The organism is Mycetohabitans sp. B3 (assembly GCF_021498065.1).
In the GTDB taxonomy this organism is placed as follows: Bacteria; Pseudomonadota; Gammaproteobacteria; order Burkholderiales; family Burkholderiaceae; genus Mycetohabitans.
In genome coordinates this window covers 99,926-119,963 of the sequence record NZ_JAHLKN010000036.1, presented here as the reverse complement: position 1 = coordinate 119,963, position 20,038 = coordinate 99,926, and the positions used below count along the sequence as shown (strand labels likewise).

The window sequence follows — 20,038 nt, the reverse complement described above, 5'->3', positions numbered from 1 at the left end:
CTGCCTGTTTGCACACGTTTGGCCTGGGCGTGCGCGTTGTGCGCATGACTCAACATGCTGGTCGCGCTGCTCCAGCAAGTGCCGCAGCGCAGGCACTACGGTCCGTCGTGATCAGCGCATTATTATAGTTTCGTTCTGAAGGAAGGCATTGACGAAGTTCTATCGTAGGTTTTGCACGCGCTCGGCGCCGTGTCACGCGGTCTGCGCACGTATCGCGCAGCCGGTGTTCTGGATGGAACCGTCCGCTGACATTTCTCGGGTACGGCGGCAGCCGGTGGCATTGCACTGGTTAGCAGCATCGACTTGTCCAGCGGCATGATTAGCCTGGGGTAATGAATCGGCGAGGGCCGTACCGCGACGAGCAGCATGGACGGCGCAATGTACATCGTTGCGACGCTGTGCGTTGCGATGCTGTGGATTGCTGTGGGGGACGGGTGGGGCGGCGATGCTGCTTGTCGTGAGCGCGCAACGACGAACCGGTGGCGACCCTGCTATTGTAGTTGATAATGTAAATGATTATCACTATTATTTAGTGGCTTATAGCCTGTTCTAAGTGTCCGCGCTGCCCGGACGAGGGTTCTAGCGCGCCTTTTCGCCGCAACTCGTAGGCATATTACCAATGACGCGTAACAAAAAGACTTATCGTGCTCTGCTGATCGCCCCTTTATTCATCAGCGTAAAGTCGGGTTTTGCACAGGACGGGGTTACACAGCCCGTGCTGCCCACGATTGCGGTCAGCGCGTCGGCCGCGCATGGATCCTATGATGCAAGCTGTTCGCGTGCCGGCACTAAGACGGACATGTCGCTGATGGATGTGCCGCAGACTATCAACATCGTGCCACGCGCGGTGATCGATGACCAGAATGCGGCATCGATGCAGGACACGTTGCGCAACGTGCCGGGAGTCGGCTTTTCAGTCGGCGATGGCCAGCGCGACCAAATCACGATCCGTGGCTTTAACAGCATCACGGACCAGTATGTCGACGGCCTACGCGACGACGCGATGTACTATCGCGACTTGTCCAATGTGCAGCGGATCGAGATTTTAAAAGGACCGGCAGCGGTACTGTACGGGCGCGGCTCGGCAGGGGGCATCGTCAATCGTGTGCTTAAGCGGCCACAGGCGGAGCCAGTGCGGGATATCGGCGTGATGCTTGGCTCGCGTGGCGAGCGTCGCGGTGAAATCGACATGGGCTGGAACGCGAGTGATGCGGCACGCTTGCGTATCACCGGCGCCGTGGATAATTCGCGTAGTTTTCGCGATCAATTCGCGTTGAACCGCCAAGCAGTCGCGCCTTCGGCGCAATTCAAGCTGAGTCCGGATACAGTAGTGAACGTTGAGTTCGACTACCTACATGATCGCCGCACGTCCGATCAGGGCTTGCCTGCCTATAGGGAGCGGCCGGTCGATGTGCCGATCAACACTTACTACGGCTCTGCCGATGCGGCGAACAGCTCATACAATGACGCCTTGGCGAAAAGTGCAACGGTGTCGCTCGATCACCGCTTCAACAATTCGCTAGCCTTCCACGGCGCGCTGCGTGCCTATGATTTCTCACTGGAGCGGAAAAACTATGTCACGTTCCAGCCGATCAAGGCGGCTGTGCACCCGAGCGTCACGCTCGACCAGTCGACGCGCCAACGGACCGAGCATGGCGTGGACGGCGTATTTGAGCTGACGCAGCAAGCGACGCTGCTCGGCATGCGTCATGAACTGCTGTATGGGATCGAACTGTCGCAGCAGCAGAAATTCGACACGATCTATGGCGTATCGAAAGTGACAACGTATGATCTGTACCATCCACAGCTGATCGATTTACCTGGCGTGCCGGCCGGGATGCCGGCGCGCACGAATGCAGCGACGGTTGTCGGCCTGGCCGGCGTGTACGCGCAGGACCTGGTGACATTGACACCGCAGTGGAAGCTGCTCGCCGGCCTGCGCTTTGACTATTTGGATCAGATTCGCCACGATTACACGTCGTCCAACGTGAATCTTGCCCGTACCGACCGCGCATGGAGTCCGCGCGTCGGGCTGATCTACGAGCCGCTCGAGTGGCTGACGCTCTATGGCTCGCTCAGCCAGTCTTTCTCGCCGCTTGCTGATACCCTGATCAGCTCGGGTGCGTTCGCCAATGGCGCAGCGCTGGCGCCGCAAAAGACCACCGCATACGAAGTCGGTTCGAAGTTCGACCTCGGTGGCAAGGCGACGGCTACGGTTGCGCTGTTCGACATGCGGCAAACGAACCAACAAATTGGCGATCCGGCCAACCCCGGCTATGCGCTGCCGATCGGCACTCAGCACGTACGGGGTTTCGAGGCCGGCTTTTCCGGCGAAATCGCACCGAAGTGGTCCGTCTATGCCGGTTATGCGTATTTGAGTGGCACGGTTGACGGATCGCCGCAATCGACGGCGGCCGGGCTGACGCTGGCCAGCAACACGCCGGGCCTGATGCCACGCCATAGCGCAAGCCTGTGGCTCAAGCGCGAGCTTCCCTACGGCTTTTACGCGGCCGCCGGCGCACAGTTCCAATCAGCGCGCTACGCCTCTGCGAGCGATCAGGTCACGCTGCCTTCGTTTACCGTATTCAATTTGGGCGCCGGCTATCGCAGCAAGAAAATGGATGTGACGCTGACGCTGGACAATCTGTTCGATCGCCGCTATTTCATCTCGGCGCATGGCAATGCTGACATGTTCAACATGCCTGGTGAACCCCGTACGCTGACGGCCACGGTTAAGTGGCATCTGTAAGCGCGATGCTGCGCGCTAGGGACAATTTGGGTTCTTGAAATAGTCCTCACCCGTCCATATAATTAGCACTCGTCGCACGTGAGTGCTAACAACCCGTGCCACCAGGGTGCCTGGCTTGCCGGGCGCCAACGTTAAAAAGCGTTCTTCAGCCTGAATACAAAAGGAGTGTGTATGAACCTTCGTCCTTTGCACGATCGCGTCATCGTCAAGCGTCTGGACCAGGAAACCAAGACTGCGTCGGGCATCGTGATCCCCGAGGCAGCGGCTGAAAAGCCTGATCAGGGCGAAGTCCTGGCCATCGGCCCGGGCAAACGTGACGACAAGGGCGCGCAAATCGCGCTCGACGTCAAGGTGGGCGACCGTGTGTTGTTTGGCAAGTATGCCGGCCAAACGGTCAAAGTTGATGGGCAAGAGTTGCTCGTCATGCGCGAAGAAGACATCATGGCGGTCGTCCAGAAGTAACGGTCGCGTTCGGCTTTCCAAAGATTTCAAGGAGTTAGAAGATGGCAGCTAAAGACGTCGTATTTAGCGATTCCGCCCGTGCGAAGATGGTCGAGGGTGTGAACATTCTCGCCAACGCAGTGAAGGTGACGCTCGGCCCGAAGGGTCGCAATGTCGTGCTCGAGCGCAGCTTCGGCGGCCCGACGGTGACCAAGGACGGTGTGTCCGTCGCGAAGGAAATCGAGCTGAAGGACAAGCTGCAGAACCTGGGCGCGCAAATGGTTAAGGAAGTGGCTTCCAAAACCAGCGACAACGCCGGCGACGGTACGACGACGGCGACCGTGCTCGCGCAATCGATCGTGCGTGAAGGCATGAAGTATGTTGTATCGGGCATGAACCCGATGGACCTGAAGCGTGGTATCGACAAGGCGGTTGCCGCCGCAGTCGACGAGTTGCGCAAGATCAGCAAGCCGTGCACGACGAGCAAGGAAATCGCGCAAGTCGGCTCGATCTCGGCCAACAGCGACACGTCGATCGGCCAGCGCATCGCTGAAGCGATGGACAAAGTCGGCAAGGAAGGGGTGATCACCGTCGAAGACGGCAAGTCGCTCGCCGACGAACTCGAAGTCGTCGAAGGCATGCAATTTGACCGCGGCTACCTGTCGCCGTACTTCATCAACAACCCGGATAAGCAAGTCGCTGTTCTCGAGAATCCGTACGTGCTGCTGCACGACAAGAAGATCTCGAACATCCGCGACCTGCTGCCGGTGCTCGAACAAGTGGCCAAGGCCAGCCGCCCGCTGCTGATCATCGCGGAGGACGTCGAAGGCGAAGCCCTTGCGACGCTGGTGGTGAACAACATCCGCGGCATCCTGAAGACCGTTGCGGTCAAGGCGCCTGGCTTCGGCGATCGTCGCAAGGCGATGCTCGAGGATATCGCGATCCTGACCGGTGGTCAGGTCATCGCCGAGGAAACCGGCCTGTCGCTGGAAAAGGCCACGCTGCAGGAGTTGGGCCAAGCTAAGCGGATCGAAGTCGCGAAGGAAAACACGACGATTATTGATGGCGCGGGCGAAGCGAAGAACATCGAGGCGCGTGTGAAGCAGATCCGCACGCAAATCGAAGAAGCGACGTCGGACTACGATCGCGAAAAGCTGCAAGAGCGTGTCGCGAAGCTCGCGGGTGGTGTGGCAGTGATCAAAGTCGGCGCGGCCACCGAAGTCGAAATGAAGGAAAAGAAGGCGCGTGTCGAAGACGCGCTGCACGCCACGCGTGCCGCCGTTGAAGAAGGTATCGTGCCGGGTGGCGGCGTTGCGCTGATCCGTGCCCGTACTGCGATCGCCAGCGTCAAGGGCGAGAACGCCGACCAAGAGGCCGGCATTAAGATTGTGCTGCGTGCGATGGAAGAGCCGCTGCGCCAGATTGTGGCGAATGGCGGTGAAGAGGCCAGCGTGGTGGTCGCGGCCGTGGCGGCCGGCAAGGGCAACTACGGCTACAACGCGGCGAGCGGCGAATACGGCGACCTAGTTGAAGCTGGTGTGGTCGATCCGACGAAGGTCACGCGCACCGCGCTGCAAAACGCGGCGTCCGTTGCTGGCCTGCTGCTGACGACTGATGCGGCGGTGTGCGAGTTGCCGAAGGAAGACGCACCGGCGCCGGCCGGCATGCCGGGCGGCATGGGTGGCATGGGCATGGACATGTAATTCGGCTCGCGCCGAATGGAGTCCGGGCGGCGCCCCGTGGGGGCGCCGCTCCCCCGACCCAAAAAACCCGTAGCGATGCGGGTTCAGACTGCTGACGAACCCCATGTTTTTCGGAACATGGGGTTTGTTTTTTATGCGGCTGCGCTGTTGGCGCGGTATGGCGCGATTGGGGGGAGCAAGCCCGCAAGATCGGCAATGAGCCGCTGCAACGGTGCATTTTTTATAGTGCGCTGACTGCTGCCGCTAGCCGCTGGTCACGGTAGCCGGAACAGGAGGGCGTTTTGTCTCGCGTGAACGGCAGCGGGCCGGGTCAATGGCGCAACACGCCGGCTGGCGTGTTTGGCTCCGCAGCTGGCGGACTTTGACCTTCGTCCGTGGTGCGGGCCCAGAAGAAGCGGTCTAGCAGGTATCCGCCCATGCCCGGTCGATAGGCGTGCCGGATCGCCTGGTGCACGTACTCCTGCGCCTCGCGCACTGCCTCGCCTGGATCCTGGCCATTGGCGAGCAGTGCCGTGATCGCAGCGCTCAGCGTATCGGCAAGTCCGATCAGCCGCTCACCGCCGCGGTCCCATGCATCCTGACGGACCTGACCTTCTTCGCTGAACAACGTGTTGAGCAGCTGCGAAGGCCGCGCGTCGGTGCACAACACGTATTCGCAGCCCTGCCCGAGCAGGTGGGCAATGGCACCGTCGAGCGTGATCGGATCGGCGTCGGAATCCGGCTGTGCCAACTGTACAAGGGTCGCCGGGTCTGCGATCAGCAACGTCGTCTGGGGCGCGAGTAGTTCCGCGATCGACTCGCGCAACTCGTCGCCGGCCAGCATGTGCTGCTCGTCGAGCGTGAAGTCCGGAACCAGAATCAGCGGCAAATCGTCATAATCTGCGACAACTTCCGCAATCGCACTGACAATTTCGGCCCGCGTCGTCGCGCCGACCTTGAAGGCGGCAACCGGCATGTCTTCGAGTAGCATCCGGGCTTGCGACGCGACCGCTTCGGGGTCCAGGCCGGTCACGTCGCCGGCGGCCGCCGAATCGCGCACTGCGTAGCCGGTCAACACCGACACCCCATGACAGCCGATGCTGGCTAGCGTGAGTAGGTCGGCCTGCAGGCCTGATGCGCCGGTCGGGTCCGACAGGCCAAAGGTGAGAACGATCGGAGGGGCGTCGCTGGACATGGAAGGCGTGAAGCGTTACAAGGGGATGGCGATGGCCGCGGCATGGGTGACATGAACCCGTGTCTTCGAATGGATCGGCCGCGCTGCATAGCCATTGCTAGGCAGCGACGCGACGACAAGGTACCATCGTGCCTTTCATTGTAACGGATCACTCGTTCGACGCGGCAACAAGATGGAATACAAGAGTTGGATGTGCCTGATTTGCGGTTGGATCTACGACGAAGAAGCGGGTCTTCCGGAAGAGGGGATTGCGCCCGGCACACGTTGGGAGGATGTCCCGATCAACTGGACTTGCCCCGAGTGCGGTGCACGGAAGGAAGATTTCGAGATGGTCCAAATCTGAACTACCGAGCGCCGACTCGTTGCATCGGTCGCGAGCGATGCGAATGCGCTATTCGCCGCTGCCGGTGCTGCGAGCCCATGCCGACGACGCGCCGACGCTGCTTGAGCAGGTCGGCGGCTACCTGGAAGAATGGCAAAATTGCGTCATGAATTTAAAGGGTCCAGATCCTCCAGATCCTTATGGCGTGTGTCGGCTGGCCGCCGGTGCGTTGCCCGCGCTTCGACTATGGCAGGATGGCGGCGACGTTGCGCAAGTCCATGCCAAGCATGTGATTGCACGATTGGACTTGCTGCTTGCTCAGCACGCGCGTGGCGTGGCAACGTACGCGCTGGGCTATGCGGGGAACGGGCGAGACGCTCAAGCGGCGGTTGGTCCAGATCGCCGTCGGCTGCATTCCGCTGCCCGATCCAGCTGCCGTGCTGTTCGACCTGGCCAGTGCAATCGAAGGCAGCCGGCGCGTGGCCGGGCTATAGTGGAGTCGGCAAAGTGCCATCGTCGAAGTCGCTAGAGACCCTCGGGTCTTTGCTAAAATCCGAAACATGTCAAAGACCACTGATCGCATCAACCTGACCAACCAGTTCCTGATCGCCATGCCAAGCATGGCCGATCCCACTTTTTCCGGAACGGTGGTGTACCTCTGCGATCACAGCGAGCGCGGTGCGTTCGGGCTGGTGATCAACAGGCCGACCGATATCGATCTGCAGGCGCTGTTTTCACGCATCGACCTAAAGTTAGAGATTGAGCCGCTGTTGCACGTACCCGTCTATTTCGGTGGACCGGTGCAGACCGAGCGCGGCTTTGTGCTGCATGACCCGGTCGGCAGCGGCAACTATACGTCGTCGATGTCGGTGCCCAGCGGGCTGGAGATGACCACGTCAAAGGACGTGCTCGAAGCGGTCGCGAACGGTAACGGACCCAAGCGCTTCCTGCTAACGCTCGGGCATGCCGGCTGGGGCGCGGGGCAGCTGGAGGACGAGATTTCGAAGAATGGCTGGCTGACCGTCGAGGCGGATCCGAAGATCGTGTTTGACGTGCCGGCCGAGCAACGTTTTGACGCGGCGCTCGCGCTGCTGGGCATCTCATCGACGATGCTCTCCGGCGAGGCAGGCCACGCATGAGTACGGCGGCGGCCACGCTGCTCGCGTTCGACTACGGACAAAAGCGCATCGGTGTGGCGATTGGCAACACGCTGACCCGCTGCGCTCGGGCACTCACAACCGTCGAAAACCGCAATCGCGAATACCGTTTCGCTGCGGTGGGCGAGTTGATCAACCAATGGCAGCCGCTGCGGCTGGTCGTCGGGCTGCCAGTGCATCCCGATGGCGCACCGCACGAGATGACGCAGCAGGCGCGGCGTTTCGGTAACCAACTCAATGGGCGTTTCAACCTGCCAGTGACCTGGGTCGATGAGCGCTATTCGTCGGTCGAGGCCGAAGCGGCAGGAGCGCGGGGTGCCGTCGTGGACGCACAGGCAGCCTGCATCATTCTTCAGCAGTATTTTGATGAACCGCTATCCGAGAGCCGATGATGAGTGCCGCCATCGCGTCGATTGACGCGGAACAGTTGTATCGCGCGATGCGCGACCCGTTGCAGGCCGCGCTGGGCGATGCGATACGCTCAGGCACGACCGCACTGGCGGGAATCCATAGCGGCGGCGCGTGGATTGCTGAGCGGCTTGCCCAAGACCTGGGCGCGGCTTCATTTGGCGTGGTCAATGTCGCGCTGCACCGCGACGACTATGCGAAAAAAGGCCTGCACAGCCAGGCGCAACCCACGTCGTTGCCGTTTGGCGTTGACGGCAGGCGCATTGTGCTGGTGGATGACGTGCTATTCACCGGGCGCACGATCCGTGCCGCAATCAACGAGCTATACGACTACGGTCGCCCGGCGTGCGTTGAGTTGGCCGTGCTGGTCGACCGCGGCGGCCGTGAATTGCCGATCGCCGCGCGCTTCGTTGGCGCGGTGATCGACGTGCCGGTGAACGAGAGGCTTGTGCTGCGGCGTGACTGCCACGGTGCGCTGGCGTTCGTCACCGAAGCGCAAGCGTGACACGGCGTCGCGCGCATGGGCGTACCCGGCGTTGGCCGGTGTTGCATTGCTTATTTCATCCAGTGACGGCTGTGCGGCTGTCACCACGTTCATGATCGAACCGCGTTATCCATGAATACCGCCACCCCAGAGCCCGCCGAACCGACGCGCGCTGCTGCGCCGCCCGCTGAAGAACAACGTCCGGCCGCGCCGCATACTGAGGGGCAGCGCGCCGCCGCGCCGGCACCCGCCGCATTCCGCCCGGGTTTCCTGCGCGGCCACCCGCAATTGAACCGTCATGGTGAGCTTAAACATCTGCTGACGATCGAAGGCCTGCCTCCCGCGGTGGTCACGCATATCCTGGATACTGCGGCCCAATTCGTCAGCGTGACGGACCGCGACGTCAAGAAGGTGCCATTGTTGCGCGGCAAATCGGTGTTCAACCTGTTCTTCGAGAATTCGACGCGCACGCGCACGACGTTCGAGATTGCCGCGAAGCGGCTGTCCGCGGACGTGCTGAATTTGAACATTAATGCGTCATCGACGAGCAAGGGGGAGTCGCTGCTGGACACGATCAACAATCTGTCGGCGATGCATGCGGACATGTTCGTCGTGCGGCATGCGCAAAGCGGTGCGCCGTACCTGATCGCGCAGCACTGCGCGCCGCACGTACATGTGATCAATGCCGGAGACGGTCGCCACGCGCACCCGACGCAGGGGCTGCTGGATATGTATACGATTCGTCACTACAAGCGCGACTTCACGCAGCTGCGGGTGGCCATCGTCGGTGACATCCTGCATTCGCGCGTCGCGCGCTCCGATATCCATGCGTTGACCACGCTGGGCGTGCCTGAGATCCGTGCGATCGGGCCCCGCACGCTGCTGCCTGGCGGACTGGAGCACCTCGGCGTGCGCGTTTTCCACGACATGCAGCAGGGCTTGCGCGACGTTGACGTGATCATCATGTTGCGCCTGCAGAACGAGCGCATGAGTGGCGCACTGTTGCCGTCCGCGCAGGAGTACTTCAAGACGTGGGGCCTGACGTCGGAGCGGCTCGCGTACGCCAAGCCCGATGCGATCGTCATGCATCCGGGACCGATGAACCGCGGCGTCGAGATTGAATCAAGCGTCGCGGACGGCCCGCAGGCCGTGATCCTAAACCAGGTCACGTTCGGTATCGCGGTGCGTATGGCGGTGATGGGCATCGTCGCAGGCAACAATGACTGAAACGCAGTAAATGCAGCGGCAAGCATTCGAAAACACGTCTACGAGCATGAAGATTCATATCAAGGGTGGTCGCGTTATCGACCCGGTGGCGGGCACCGAGCAACAGGCGGATGTTTGGATCGCGGATGGCCACATTGTCTCGATTGGCGCCGCTACGGCGCCATGGCACGATGTCCAAACCCTCGATGCCACGGGGCTAGCGATCGCCCCGGGACTGGTCGATTTGTGCGCTCGGCTGCGCGAGCCGGGGTACGAGTATCGCGCGACGCTGGAGTCCGAGATGGCGGCGGCGCTGGCCGGCGGCGTAACTAGCCTCGTGTGTCCGCCCGATACCGACCCGCCGCTGGACGAGCCGGGGCTGGTTGAAATGTTGAAGTTCCGTGCTCGCAATCTGGACCAAGTCCATGTGTATCCGCTCGGGGCACTGACGGTGGGCTTGAAGGGTGAGGTTATCACCGAGATGGCCGAGTTGACCGAGGCGGGGTGCGTCGGCTTCACGCAGGCGGAGCGACCGATCGTCAACACTACGGTACTGCTGCGGGCGCTGCAATACGCGAACACGTTCGGCTACACGGTCTGGTTGCGGCCGCAGGACCCGTATCTGGGCCGCGGCGGTATCGCCGCCAGCGGACCGGTCGCGTCGCGGCTCGGGCTGCCGGGAGTGCCGGTGGCCGCCGAGACGATCGCGCTGCATACGATCTTCGAGCTGATGCGCGCGACGGGTGCGCGGGTTCATCTGCAACACTTGTCGTCGGCGGCGGGCCTCGAACTGGTGCGCGCAGCCAAGCGAGAAGGGCTGCCGGTCACGTGCGACGTCACGATCAATCATGTTCACTTGATCGATGTGGACATCGGCTACTTCGACGCTCAATTTCGCGTCGATCCGCCGCTGCGCTCGCAGCGCGACCGCGATGCGATCCGCGCGGCGCTCGCTGACGGCACCATCGATGCGATCTGCTCGGATCATACGCCCGTGGACGACGACGAAAAACTGCGGCCCTTCGGCGAGGCGTCGCCCGGGGCGAGCGGACTGGAACTGCTGCTATCGTTGACGCTCAAGTGGGCGGCTGAGGAGAAGCGGTCGTTGGCACATGCGCTGGCCAAGGTCACCTGTGCGCCGGCTGGATTGCTCGGGTTGCCGGCGGGCAGGCTCGAGCCCGGCGCCACTGCGGACCTGTGCGTGTTTGATCCCGCCACGCATTGGCATGTCGAGCCACGGGCGCTAAAAAGCCAAGGGCACAATACGCCGTTCCTGGGATACGAATTGCCAGCGCGAGTGCGCACCACGATCGTGGCCGGGCGCGTTGCGTACGACAGCCGAGACCGGCAGGCGTGAACCGGTTTTCAGTCGCATGGCGCAAGGCGCGGCTTGTCGTGCACGTGCTGCAAGGCGCGTGGACGGTTGCCACGCGCTTCTCGCGCACCGACGACGATGGCCGCCGGGCATTGACGCGACAGTGGAGCCTGCGCTTTCTCGCGCTCGCTGGCGTGCGGCTCGTCGTGCACCATGACGAGCGTCGCATCGATGCGGGCACGATGGTGGTCGGCAATCATGTCTCGTGGATTGACATCTATGTGATCAATGCCTGGCGGCCGACACCGTTCGTCTCCAAGGCGGAGGTGCGCAACTGGCCCGTGATCGGTTGGCTGGCCGCCAAGCTCGACACCGCGTTCGTACGGCGCGACAAGCGCAGCGATGCAAATCGGATCATGCACGAACTGGCGCAGCGGCTCCAAGGCGGGCGGTCGATCTGCGTGTTTCCGGAGGGCACGACGTCCGACGGCGTCGAGGTGCTGCCTTTTCATGCGAACCTGTTCCAAGCTGCGGTGTCGGCCGGCGCGCCGGTCCAACCGATTGGCCTGATGTACGAGGATGCGCACGGGTGCCAGTCCACCGCGCCCGCGTATGTGGGTGATATTACGCTTGGGCAATCGCTGGACGCATTGTTGCGTGACGGGCCGTTAACGGTCCATTTGTACGTCGGTGCGGCGCTTAAAGCCACCGAGCGACGAACTGCCGCGCATGATGCGCAGCATGTGGTCGGTGAAGCACTGCGTGAGATGCAGCGGCACGTGCAACCGCCATTGACGCGGCAGGTGCTATCCGATGCTCCTACATACATGAAACGGTCCGTCAGTGCTCGACTTCTAATGTCGCAAGCCGACGCTGCAGATGCCATGAAGGATGCGTGGGATCGCGTGCATTGATCAGCGCTGCTTGCTGCAATCGATTTGTACTACAGTCCGTCTCTTGGGATCCGTATCGAGCCGTACTGCAGACAGTTTGTCGCCCCATACGCAGCCTGAGTCTAGCGCAATCACGTCGTCGCGCACTTGCAGGCCCAGTGCTGCCCAATGGCCGAACACGACCAGTGCATCAGCGGTGCGGCGGCCTGGCACGTTGAACCACGGCATGAAACCGACCGGTGCGCTGTTCGGACTGCCGCTTGCATTGAATTCTATCCGTCCGTGCACGTCGCAGAAACGCATGCGTGTCATCGCGTTGACGATCACGCGCGAGCGGTCATTACCGGACAGTTTGTCGTGCCATGTGTTGGGTTCGTTGCCCCATAGGTGCTGAAGGAATGCTTTCCAGTCAGTGCTGCGTAGCCGTGTTTCAACCTCGCGAGCAAGTGCAAGCGCGGTGCTGACATCCCACTGTGGCAGTACGCCGGCGTGTACGAGCAGCCTGCACCCATCATAGTGGGCCAGTGGGCGATGTCGTAGCCACTCGATTAGGTCGGCTGCGTCCGGTGCGCCGAGGATGTCGTCAAGTGTGTCACCGCGCTTTGGGCGATGCACGCCTGCTGCGATGGCCAGCAAATGCAGGTCGTGGTTGCCAAGTACGGCAACGGCGCGCTCGCCGAGCCCGGCGATGCGGCGTAATGCTGCAAGCGACGCGGGGCCGCGGTTCACCAAGTCGCCAGTGAACCATAACGGCGTGTCGGTCGGTGGTCCGAGCTTGTCGAGCAGCCGCTCCAGTGCATTGCAGCAGCCTTGTACGTCGCCGATGGCGATTGGTGTTGCGCTGGCCGTGTTGATAACGGCAGCGGTGGCTGCGGCGGGTTCAATCGCGCAGTGAGCTATGCATGATTTCAATATATCAAGATCCTTCATCGTTTCGGCGAAGCACGAGGATGGCAAGACGGACGCTCACGGCAAACCTTGCATCAGCCAGCAAGCGGGACGTCACAACCGGTTGGGCATTGACAAGAAATTTAATGGTAGAAGCAACTCAAGCTATTTCGCATATGGGCAAAGCAGCTATTCCAGCTTACAGCAATCTGTGTAGGTGATTGCCGCGTAGCAAATCTTATATCACAGTGCATGACAGACGACTCTGGGCAAAATAAGGCCCCGCAGGTTCAACTGGTGGATGCAACACCGATGCTGGCGTTTAGTTTATCTGCTGGCGTTGTGAATACCAATGTTTTTCTCGGCCGTTGATTTAGCTGCTTGGCGACCTTGTTCAGATTTGCTTGCGAATAGCCTGCGAGGTTAGTGCCTTTCGGGAAATACTGGCGAAGCAGGCTGTTGGTATTCTCGTTGGTCCCGCGTTGCCATGGACTTTGTGGATCCCAGAAGTAGACTCGAACGTTGGTTGCTAAGTTAAACTTCTTATGCTGGGCGAGCTCTATGCCGCGGTCCCATGCGATCGATTGGCGCAATTTTATGGGAAGCTTTCGGACTTGTTTGCTTAACGCTGAAACGACGCTCTCAGTATCCTGGCGCATTTAACTGGTCATCGCAACACCTTCTGATCTAGTGTTCCCCAAAACGTAGATTAGGTGAGCAAGAAAAAGCGGTGTGGGTTATCCGCCGAACAAAAGGTATTGTTGTGGCGAAGATGGAAAGACGGTAAGTCGGACTGGCTTGAAGCTGCCGCCATGATCGCTCGGGGTTTCCAGCCTCAACGGACCGTCTTTTGTCAGCGCCGTCTTGCGGGTCTTGCCATTGCGATGTTTGGTCACATATTCCGGCCGCGCGGCGCTCGGCCGGCGCGTAGCCAGATGGTGGCCGAACTCGGCTCCCAGCGCGCGCTCGATCAGCACCTTCTTGAATGCCATGGATGCGGTCTGCATCGTCTCCGCGCTCATCAAGCCGGTCAAGAACCGTCTACGGTCTATTAACTCCTTTAGAATCGACGGCAGCGCCGTCTTGTGCCTGGCCGGTCGTATTGTTCTTGCGTGGTGGCATGCATGCTCCTTAGTCCACATGTTATGCCTTACACACAAAATTGATGACGGCCCCGTTTGCCAGGGCTATTCATTTATAATTCGGCGTTCCCCGATTGACGCCACCGGGTGCATGTCCCCGGGAACGTTTGTGCGAGTCGGGTCTGTTTTTGAACCGTAAGGAATTTGCATGATTCTCGTAACGGGTGGTGCCGGGTTCATCGGCAGCAATTTCGTGCTCAACTGGTTGCATAGCAACGATGAAGCTATTCTTAACGTTGATAAGCTTACCTACGCAGGCAACCTACGCACGTTGAAGTCGCTTGAGGGTGACGCACGCCATTTGTTTGCGCGTGTGGACATCTGCGATCGCGCAGCACTCGGTACCCTCTTTGCAAATTATGCGCCGCGTGCGGTCGTGCACTTTGCCGCGGAAAGCCATGTTGATCGCTCGATTCATGGGCCAGCCGAATTTGTACAGACAAACGTGATCGGCACTTTCACGTTGCTGGAGGCCGCTCGCACCTACTGGAACAAGCTGGATGCTGATGCGAAGGCTGCATTTCGGTTCTTGCATGTGTCCACCGATGAGGTATTTGGCTCGCTATTGGAAAGCGATCCGCCATTTTCCGAAACGACACCGTATGCGCCAAACAGCCCATATTCGGCCACTAAAGCTGGCTCTGACCACTTGGTGAGGGCGTACCATCATACTTATGGCCTACCTACGCTGACGACAAACTGCTCGAATAACTACGGGCCGTACCATTTCCCTGAGAAACTGATTCCACTGACGATTGCCAATGCGCTCGCTGGCAAGCCGTTGCCGGTGTACGGTGACGGGCAGAATGTGCGCGACTGGTTGTATGTCGGCGACCATTGTGCGGCGATCTGTGAGGTGCTCGCGCGTGGCAAACCTGGTGAGACCTACAATGTAGGTGGTTGGAACGAAAAAAAGAACATTGAGGTTGTGCACACACTGTGCGATTTGCTGGATGAACTTAATCCAAAGGCCGCCGGCTCGTATCGCGACCAAATCACGTTTGTCACTGATCGTCCGGGCCACGATCGCCGTTATGCAATCGATGCAAGAAAGCTCGAGCGCGACCTTGGCTGGAAGCCTGCCGAGACATTCGAAAGCGGCCTGAAAAAGACTGTTCGATGGTACCTTGACAATCAAGACTGGGTAAACGATGTGCAGTCGGGTGAGTATCGCAAATGGGTTGAATTAAATTATGCACAACGCGCGTGACAATTGAGGGCAATGATGATGCACAGTGGGCGTAAGGGCATTATTCTCGCTGGTGGCTCCGGCACGCGACTTTATCCAATCACGCATGCCGTCTCCAAGCAGCTACTGCCAGTATACGATAAGCCGATGATTTACTATCCGCTTTCCACGCTGATGGTGGCCGGTATTCGGGACGTGCTGGTGATCTCGACGCCGGAGGACACGCCGCGTTTCGAAGCGATGTTGCGTGACGGGCACCAATGGGGCATAAATATTCATTATGCGATTCAGCCCTCACCGGATGGGCTAGCCCAGGCATTCGTCATTGGGCGCGAGTTCATCGGTAAGGCTCCTTCTGCGTTGATTCTCGGTGACAACATTTTCTATGGGCACGATCTTGTCAAGCAGCTCGAGAGGGCGAACGAGCGAGCAGACGGTGCCACCGTGTTTGCGTATCACGTGCACGATCCAGAGCGTTACGGGGTGGTCGAATTCGATCGTCAGTTTCGTGCGCTTTCTATCGAAGAAAAGCCGGCGAAACCACGCTCAAACTATGCTGTCACAGGTTTGTACTTCTATGACAACAGCGTGTGCGACATCGCAGCGACGATCAAGCCATCGCCGCGCGGTGAACTAGAAATCACCGATGTCAATTCTGTTTATCTTGCGCAAAGCAACTTGAACGTTGAAATCATGGGCCGTGGCTACGCATGGCTTGACACCGGAACGCACGACTCCTTAATTGAAGCGGCGACATTTATTGCAACGTTACAGAAACGGCAAGGGCTTGTCGTTGCATGTCCAGAGGAAATTGCATATCGGCTCGGTTGGATTGACGCTGAGCAATTGCAAAAATTAGCTGCTCCGCTCACGAAAAATGGCTACGGAAAATATCTACAAACTATTTTAACGGACCAAGTTGCATGGCCATCCAAGTAATACCGACTGAATTACCGGAAGTAAAGATCATTGAGCCAAAGGTATTTGGCGACACGCGAGGCTTTTTCTTTGAAAGCTTTAACGTACGTGAATTTGCTGAGCTTGTCGATTCGAATGCGGTGTTTGTGCAGGACAATCATTCGCGTTCCGCAAAGGGCGTGTTGCGTGGTCTGCACTATCAGATCGAACACGCGCAGGGCAAGCTTGTACGGGTCGTGCAAGGCGAAGTGTTTGATGTAGCAGTGGATATTCGAAAAAGCTCACCGAATTTTGCGAAATGGGTTGGCGTGTATTTGTCAGCCGAAAACAAGCGACAGCTTTGGGTGCCGGCAGGTTTCGCGCATGGTTTTGTAACCCTGTCGGAATCGGCGGAATTTTTGTATAAAACAACTGATTACTGGTTTCCAGAGTTTGAACGCAGCATTATCTGGAGCGACCCGCAGATTGGTATCAAGTGGCCGTATGATGGTGAGCTGCTGATTGCAGCAAAGGATGCTGTGAGTAGGCGCCTAGCAGAAGCGGAAGTTTTTGCTTAATGGAGGCGTTGATGAGTTTGAAAAACAAGCAACGCACGATACTGATTACTGGTGTAAACGGTCAGGTCGGTTTTGAACTGACGCGTACGCTACAAGGCCTTGGTAGAGTGGTAGCGGCCGACCGATCAATGCTGGACCTATCAGACCTTGGGCAGATACGCTCGATTGTGCACAGCGTGCAGCCCACGCTGATTGTGAATCCGGCCGCATACACCAGCGTTGATAAAGCCGAGAGCGAACCCGATCTGGCAATGATTATTAATGGTCAAGCGCCGGGTGTATTCGCTGACGAGGCTAAGAAGCTTGGCATCCCGCTAATTCACTATTCGACCGATTACGTATTTAATGGCGAGAAGGACGGGGAATATGTCGAGGGCGATCCTACTGATCCGCAGAACGTGTATGGCTCCACGAAGCTTGCTGGCGAACAGGCAATTGCGACGAGCGGTGCGAATTATTTAATTTTTCGAACGAGTTGGGTATATGGCAGACGCGGCAAGAACATCTTGCTGACAATGCTAAGGCTCGGTGCAGATCGGTCGAAGCTGAAAGTAGTAGCTGATCAGTTTGGAGCGCCGACATGGAGCAATACGATTGCGACGCTGACGGCACATGTCATTGCGCAGGCATTAATGGAAAAAGATCAAGAACATTGGTGGCACCAGCGGTCTGGCGTATATCATTTGAGTGCAGGTGGCTCAACGTCGTGGCATGGATTTGTATCGGCAATTTTTGAATTGTCAAAACTTGAAAAGCGGCCTGTGGTGGAGCGGATCTCGACGTCCGAATATCCAACATCAGCTAAGCGTCCGGCTAATTCACGGATGTCAAATGAAAAACTGGCGCGCGTGTTCGGATTGCGAGCGCCTGAATGGAGGGAGGCGCTACGCCTTTGCATGATTGACTAACGTATGGAATCATGGCAGGACGAAGCACGAGCTGACTGGCGCCGTCGTGGTTTTCTATCATCCCGACGCAGGTTGCGTGCAGCGTGCGAACGCTCTTGCGGAGATAGCGCATTGCGTGATCATTGACAATACCGAGCAGGCTAGCAGTGCGTCAAACCTTGGTTTAGAAGATGATGTCGTGTATATCGCCAATGGCGCAAACCTGGGCATCGCGACAGCAATCAATCAAGGTATAGAAGTACTAATTAAAGCGGGTTGTACAAGCGCTTTTATCTTTGACCAAGACAGCGAACCATCGAGCCAGCTTATTCGGGACTTGCCGTGCCTGCTCGAAAAGCAGTTGAATCATGGCACGCCGGTCGCATTGATGGGCCCTGCCTTTGAAGACATGCGGTTCGGTGGCGTGGCCCCTTTCGTACGTTTTAAATATTGGAAGCTGCAACGCATCACGCCGGTGGGTACGCAACCTATTGAAGTCGATTATTTAATCAGTTCGGGTTCGTGCATAAATCTCGCTGCATGGCGAAATATTGGCCCTATGGACGAAAGCCTTTTTATCGATTTGGTGGACTTGGAATGGTGCATCAGGGCACAATTAAAAGGCTATTTGGTGCTTGGTGCGCCGATGTTGCGTCTTGCGCATAAATTAGGCGATGAGCCGGTTCGCGTGTTCGGTCGTGCTTATCCAAGTCATAGCCCATTGCGTCATTATTACATATCTCGCAATACTGTCGCGCTAATCAAGCGACGCTATGTACCATGTAACTGGAAATCGACAGAACTTGTAAAAATTCCTGTCCGTTTTTTGATTTATGGTTTTTTTATGAGGCCACGCCTAAAACATCTATGGATGTCCTTTGTTGGTCTTTGGCATGGGTTGATAGGCCGGACGGGGCCATTAAAAAAGTCATAACGTACTGTATAATTTGCGGCATGCTTGATTTGCCAAATTTATTTAAAATCTAGTGTCAAAATGTTTAAACTTATATTTAATGATTTAAAGCAAAGTGCCGCCTCATGGCGGCTTTGGACTTTGCTTGGTTGGCTAGAAGTACGACAGCGTTACGCACGCTCGCGGATTGGCCCATTTTGGCTGACTATTAGCATGGGCGTGATGATCGGATCAATTGGCATCGTTTACGGTACGCTATTTGGCCAACAGATGAGGGATTATCTGCCATTTCTTGCTGTTAGCCTCGTTATGTGGGGTGCTTTTTCGCAGACTATTGTTGACGGTAGTACTGCGTACATCAGCAGTGGCCAATATATCCGCCAGGTATCGACGCCAAAGCTTATTTATGTATTGCAGGCTGCCTGGCGAAATTTAGTAATATCTGCGCACAACTTTTTAATTGTTTTGCTATTACTTATTGCGTTTGGAATCAAGGATTGGACGACGTTGCCATTCTTTGTTCCAGCCTTTGTGTTGTTTATTCTCAACGCGCTTTGGATTGCGATGGTGGTTAGCCTGCTATCGGCTAGGTTTCGCGATTTGCCGCAGATTGTCGCGGCAGTTATGCAGGTCGCCTTCTATGTAACACCTATCATTTACCGTCCAAATGCGTTAAGTCGATTTTCATTCATTGTAGAACTAAATCCTTTCGCGTACCTGATTGAACTCGTGCGCGCACCGTTGATCGGCCAGATGCCTAGTATCACGACATGGGGAGTGGCAATCAGCATGCTTGTGTTAGGCTGGTTCGTCGCGCTGGCCTTGAGTGGTCGCTACTTGAAACGCATTCCATATTGGGTTTGAAAGAAAGCAACATGGCATATATCGAACTCCGAGGTGCTACCCTCGACCTTCCAATTTATGATGTACAAGGTCGCTCACTAAAAAAGAAGCTGATGCGGATAGGCAGGAGGAACAGCATTGCCGAGAACCACGACGGAGTCATTGTAGTCCGGGCATTGGACAATATTGATTTGCGTCTCGAGAGCGGGGATCGTGTCGGTCTCATAGGCCACAATGGTGCGGGTAAATCTACATTGTTAAGAATGATGGCGGGCATTTATGCGCCCACCCAAGGACAGGTCGTAACCGACGGCAAGACCGTTCCGCTACTTGATATCAATCTTGGAATGGACGAAAACTCGACTGGTATGCAAAATATTCGGCTGCGTGGGCTGCTGCTCGGCATGTCGGATCAGGAGATCCGTACAAAACAACAGTCGATAGCGGAATTCTGCGAACTGGGAGACTACCTTGACCTGCCATTACGTACATATTCTAGTGGGATGCGTATGCGCCTTGCATTCGCGGTGTCGACCGCAGTAGATGCCGAAATTTTATTGCTTGACGAAGTGATGGGTGTCGGTGATGCCTCCTTTATGCACAAAGCGGAGCAGCGTCTTGCGGATTTTCATAGTCGTGCAGAGATTGTGGTTTTTGCAATGCATGCGAATAGCGCGATCCGACGTGTTTGCAACAAGGCTTTGTGGATGGAGCGCGGTCATGTGCGTGCATTCGGCCCTGTCGAGGAAGTGGTAAATGCTTACGAGCAGCAAATAGGAAACTAAGTAAAGGGGGGAACGTGCCAGTTCAAAAAATTGCAACGCAGAATTTTACACATAATGTGACTGT

General features: G+C 57.7%; 20 protein-coding genes and 2 pseudogenes. 18 read left to right on the top strand and 4 right to left on the bottom strand.

Annotation, left to right across the window (positions count from 1 at the left end; all coding sequences use genetic code 11):
* Window positions 1-619 precede the first annotated feature (619 nt).
* From KQH55_RS11475 to groL, 3 genes are all read left to right on the top strand, one after another.
* A complete protein-coding gene (locus tag KQH55_RS11475; RefSeq protein WP_235090984.1) occupies window positions 620-2,749 on the top strand; it encodes a TonB-dependent siderophore receptor in 2,130 nt (709 codons plus the stop codon).
* A 171-nt stretch (window positions 2,750-2,920) separates the two neighbouring features.
* A complete protein-coding gene (gene groES, locus KQH55_RS11470; RefSeq protein ID WP_076786181.1) occupies window positions 2,921-3,211 on the top strand; it encodes a co-chaperone GroES in 291 nt (96 codons plus the stop codon).
* A 41-nt stretch (window positions 3,212-3,252) separates the two neighbouring features.
* Window positions 3,253-4,893 (top strand): chaperonin GroEL, encoded by a 1,641-nt coding sequence (gene groL, locus KQH55_RS11465; protein ID WP_076786182.1) that lies wholly within the window; start codon window positions 3,253-3,255, stop codon window positions 4,891-4,893.
* A 310-nt stretch (window positions 4,894-5,203) separates the two neighbouring features.
* On the opposite strand, the gene KQH55_RS11460 is transcribed toward groL, so the two are convergent.
* Window positions 5,204-6,067: a hydroxymethylpyrimidine/phosphomethylpyrimidine kinase gene (locus KQH55_RS11460; RefSeq protein WP_076786183.1), complete on the bottom strand. Its 864-nt coding sequence runs from the start codon at window positions 6,065-6,067 to the stop codon at window positions 5,204-5,206.
* Between the two features lie 172 nt (window positions 6,068-6,239).
* Here KQH55_RS11460 and KQH55_RS11455 point away from each other — a divergent pair, with 172 nt between their 5' ends.
* From KQH55_RS11455 to KQH55_RS11420, 8 genes are all read left to right on the top strand, one after another.
* Window positions 6,240-6,410: a rubredoxin gene (locus tag KQH55_RS11455; protein WP_004186709.1), complete on the top strand. Its 171-nt coding sequence runs from the start codon at window positions 6,240-6,242 to the stop codon at window positions 6,408-6,410.
* A gap of 293 nt (window positions 6,411-6,703) precedes the next feature.
* Complete coding sequence (locus KQH55_RS11450; protein ID WP_139337394.1) at window positions 6,704-6,883, top strand: hypothetical protein; 180 nt, start codon at window positions 6,704-6,706, stop codon at window positions 6,881-6,883.
* A 66-nt stretch (window positions 6,884-6,949) separates the two neighbouring features.
* Window positions 6,950-7,528: a YqgE/AlgH family protein gene (locus KQH55_RS11445; protein WP_076786186.1), complete on the top strand. Its 579-nt coding sequence runs from the start codon at window positions 6,950-6,952 to the stop codon at window positions 7,526-7,528.
* A complete protein-coding gene (ruvX, locus tag KQH55_RS11440) occupies window positions 7,525-7,938 on the top strand; it encodes a Holliday junction resolvase RuvX (protein WP_076786187.1) in 414 nt (137 codons plus the stop codon). The genes KQH55_RS11445 and ruvX overlap by 4 nt, the downstream gene beginning before the upstream one ends.
* Before the next feature lie 11 nt (window positions 7,939-7,949).
* Window positions 7,950-8,459: a bifunctional pyr operon transcriptional regulator/uracil phosphoribosyltransferase PyrR gene (gene pyrR, locus KQH55_RS11435; protein ID WP_076797261.1), complete on the top strand. Its 510-nt coding sequence runs from the start codon at window positions 7,950-7,952 to the stop codon at window positions 8,457-8,459.
* Window positions 8,460-8,570: 111 nt separating this feature from the next.
* A complete protein-coding gene (locus tag KQH55_RS11430; RefSeq protein ID WP_076786188.1) occupies window positions 8,571-9,665 on the top strand; it encodes an aspartate carbamoyltransferase catalytic subunit in 1,095 nt (364 codons plus the stop codon).
* Between the two features lie 46 nt (window positions 9,666-9,711).
* Window positions 9,712-11,001, top strand: coding sequence for a dihydroorotase (locus KQH55_RS11425; RefSeq protein WP_235090982.1), 1,290 nt, complete (start codon window positions 9,712-9,714; stop codon window positions 10,999-11,001).
* Window positions 10,998-11,873, top strand: a complete 876-nt coding sequence (locus tag KQH55_RS11420; protein WP_235090980.1) for a lysophospholipid acyltransferase family protein — start codon at window positions 10,998-11,000, stop codon at window positions 11,871-11,873. The genes KQH55_RS11425 and KQH55_RS11420 overlap by 4 nt, the downstream gene beginning before the upstream one ends.
* On the opposite strand, the gene KQH55_RS11415 is transcribed toward KQH55_RS11420, so the two are convergent.
* The 3 genes and pseudogenes from KQH55_RS11415 to KQH55_RS11405 all read right to left on the bottom strand — a co-directional run.
* On the bottom strand, window positions 11,874-12,764 hold the full coding sequence (locus KQH55_RS11415; protein ID WP_255710775.1) for a symmetrical bis(5'-nucleosyl)-tetraphosphatase: 891 nt from the start codon (window positions 12,762-12,764) through the stop codon (window positions 11,874-11,876).
* Between the two features lie 266 nt (window positions 12,765-13,030).
* A pseudogene (locus KQH55_RS11410) lies at window positions 13,031-13,396 on the bottom strand (IS30 family transposase); the annotation flags it as partial.
* 135 nt (window positions 13,397-13,531) lie between these two features.
* Window positions 13,532-13,882 (bottom strand): annotated as a pseudogene (locus tag KQH55_RS11405) (transposase); the annotation flags it as partial.
* 148 nt (window positions 13,883-14,030) lie between these two features.
* Here KQH55_RS11405 and rfbB point away from each other — a divergent pair.
* From rfbB to KQH55_RS11370, 7 genes are read left to right on the top strand one after another with little or no spacing between them, the layout of a single operon-like run.
* On the top strand, window positions 14,031-15,092 hold the full coding sequence (gene rfbB, locus KQH55_RS11400) for a dTDP-glucose 4,6-dehydratase (protein ID WP_235090978.1): 1,062 nt from the start codon (window positions 14,031-14,033) through the stop codon (window positions 15,090-15,092).
* Between the two features lie 18 nt (window positions 15,093-15,110).
* Entirely contained in the window at window positions 15,111-16,010 is a 900-nt protein-coding gene (gene rfbA / locus KQH55_RS11395; RefSeq protein WP_076787726.1) for a glucose-1-phosphate thymidylyltransferase RfbA, read from the top strand.
* The gene (gene rfbC / locus KQH55_RS11390; RefSeq protein ID WP_076796102.1) at window positions 15,995-16,546 is read left to right on the top strand and encodes a dTDP-4-dehydrorhamnose 3,5-epimerase; all 552 of its coding nucleotides are present in this window, start codon (window positions 15,995-15,997) and stop codon (window positions 16,544-16,546) included. The genes rfbA and rfbC overlap by 16 nt, the downstream gene beginning before the upstream one ends.
* A gap of 11 nt (window positions 16,547-16,557) precedes the next feature.
* A complete protein-coding gene (gene rfbD, locus KQH55_RS11385; protein WP_076797260.1) occupies window positions 16,558-17,454 on the top strand; it encodes a dTDP-4-dehydrorhamnose reductase in 897 nt (298 codons plus the stop codon).
* A 46-nt stretch (window positions 17,455-17,500) separates the two neighbouring features.
* Window positions 17,501-18,367 carry a glycosyltransferase family 2 protein gene (locus tag KQH55_RS11380; protein WP_235090976.1) on the top strand — a complete coding sequence of 289 codons (867 nt, stop codon included), beginning with the start codon at window positions 17,501-17,503 and terminating at the stop codon, window positions 18,365-18,367.
* A gap of 60 nt (window positions 18,368-18,427) precedes the next feature.
* The gene (locus KQH55_RS11375) at window positions 18,428-19,210 is read left to right on the top strand and encodes an ABC transporter permease (RefSeq protein ID WP_076786194.1); all 783 of its coding nucleotides are present in this window, start codon (window positions 18,428-18,430) and stop codon (window positions 19,208-19,210) included.
* A gap of 11 nt (window positions 19,211-19,221) precedes the next feature.
* Window positions 19,222-19,974 carry an ABC transporter ATP-binding protein gene (locus KQH55_RS11370; protein WP_076786195.1) on the top strand — a complete coding sequence of 251 codons (753 nt, stop codon included), beginning with the start codon at window positions 19,222-19,224 and terminating at the stop codon, window positions 19,972-19,974.
* Window positions 19,975-20,038 lie beyond the last annotated feature (64 nt).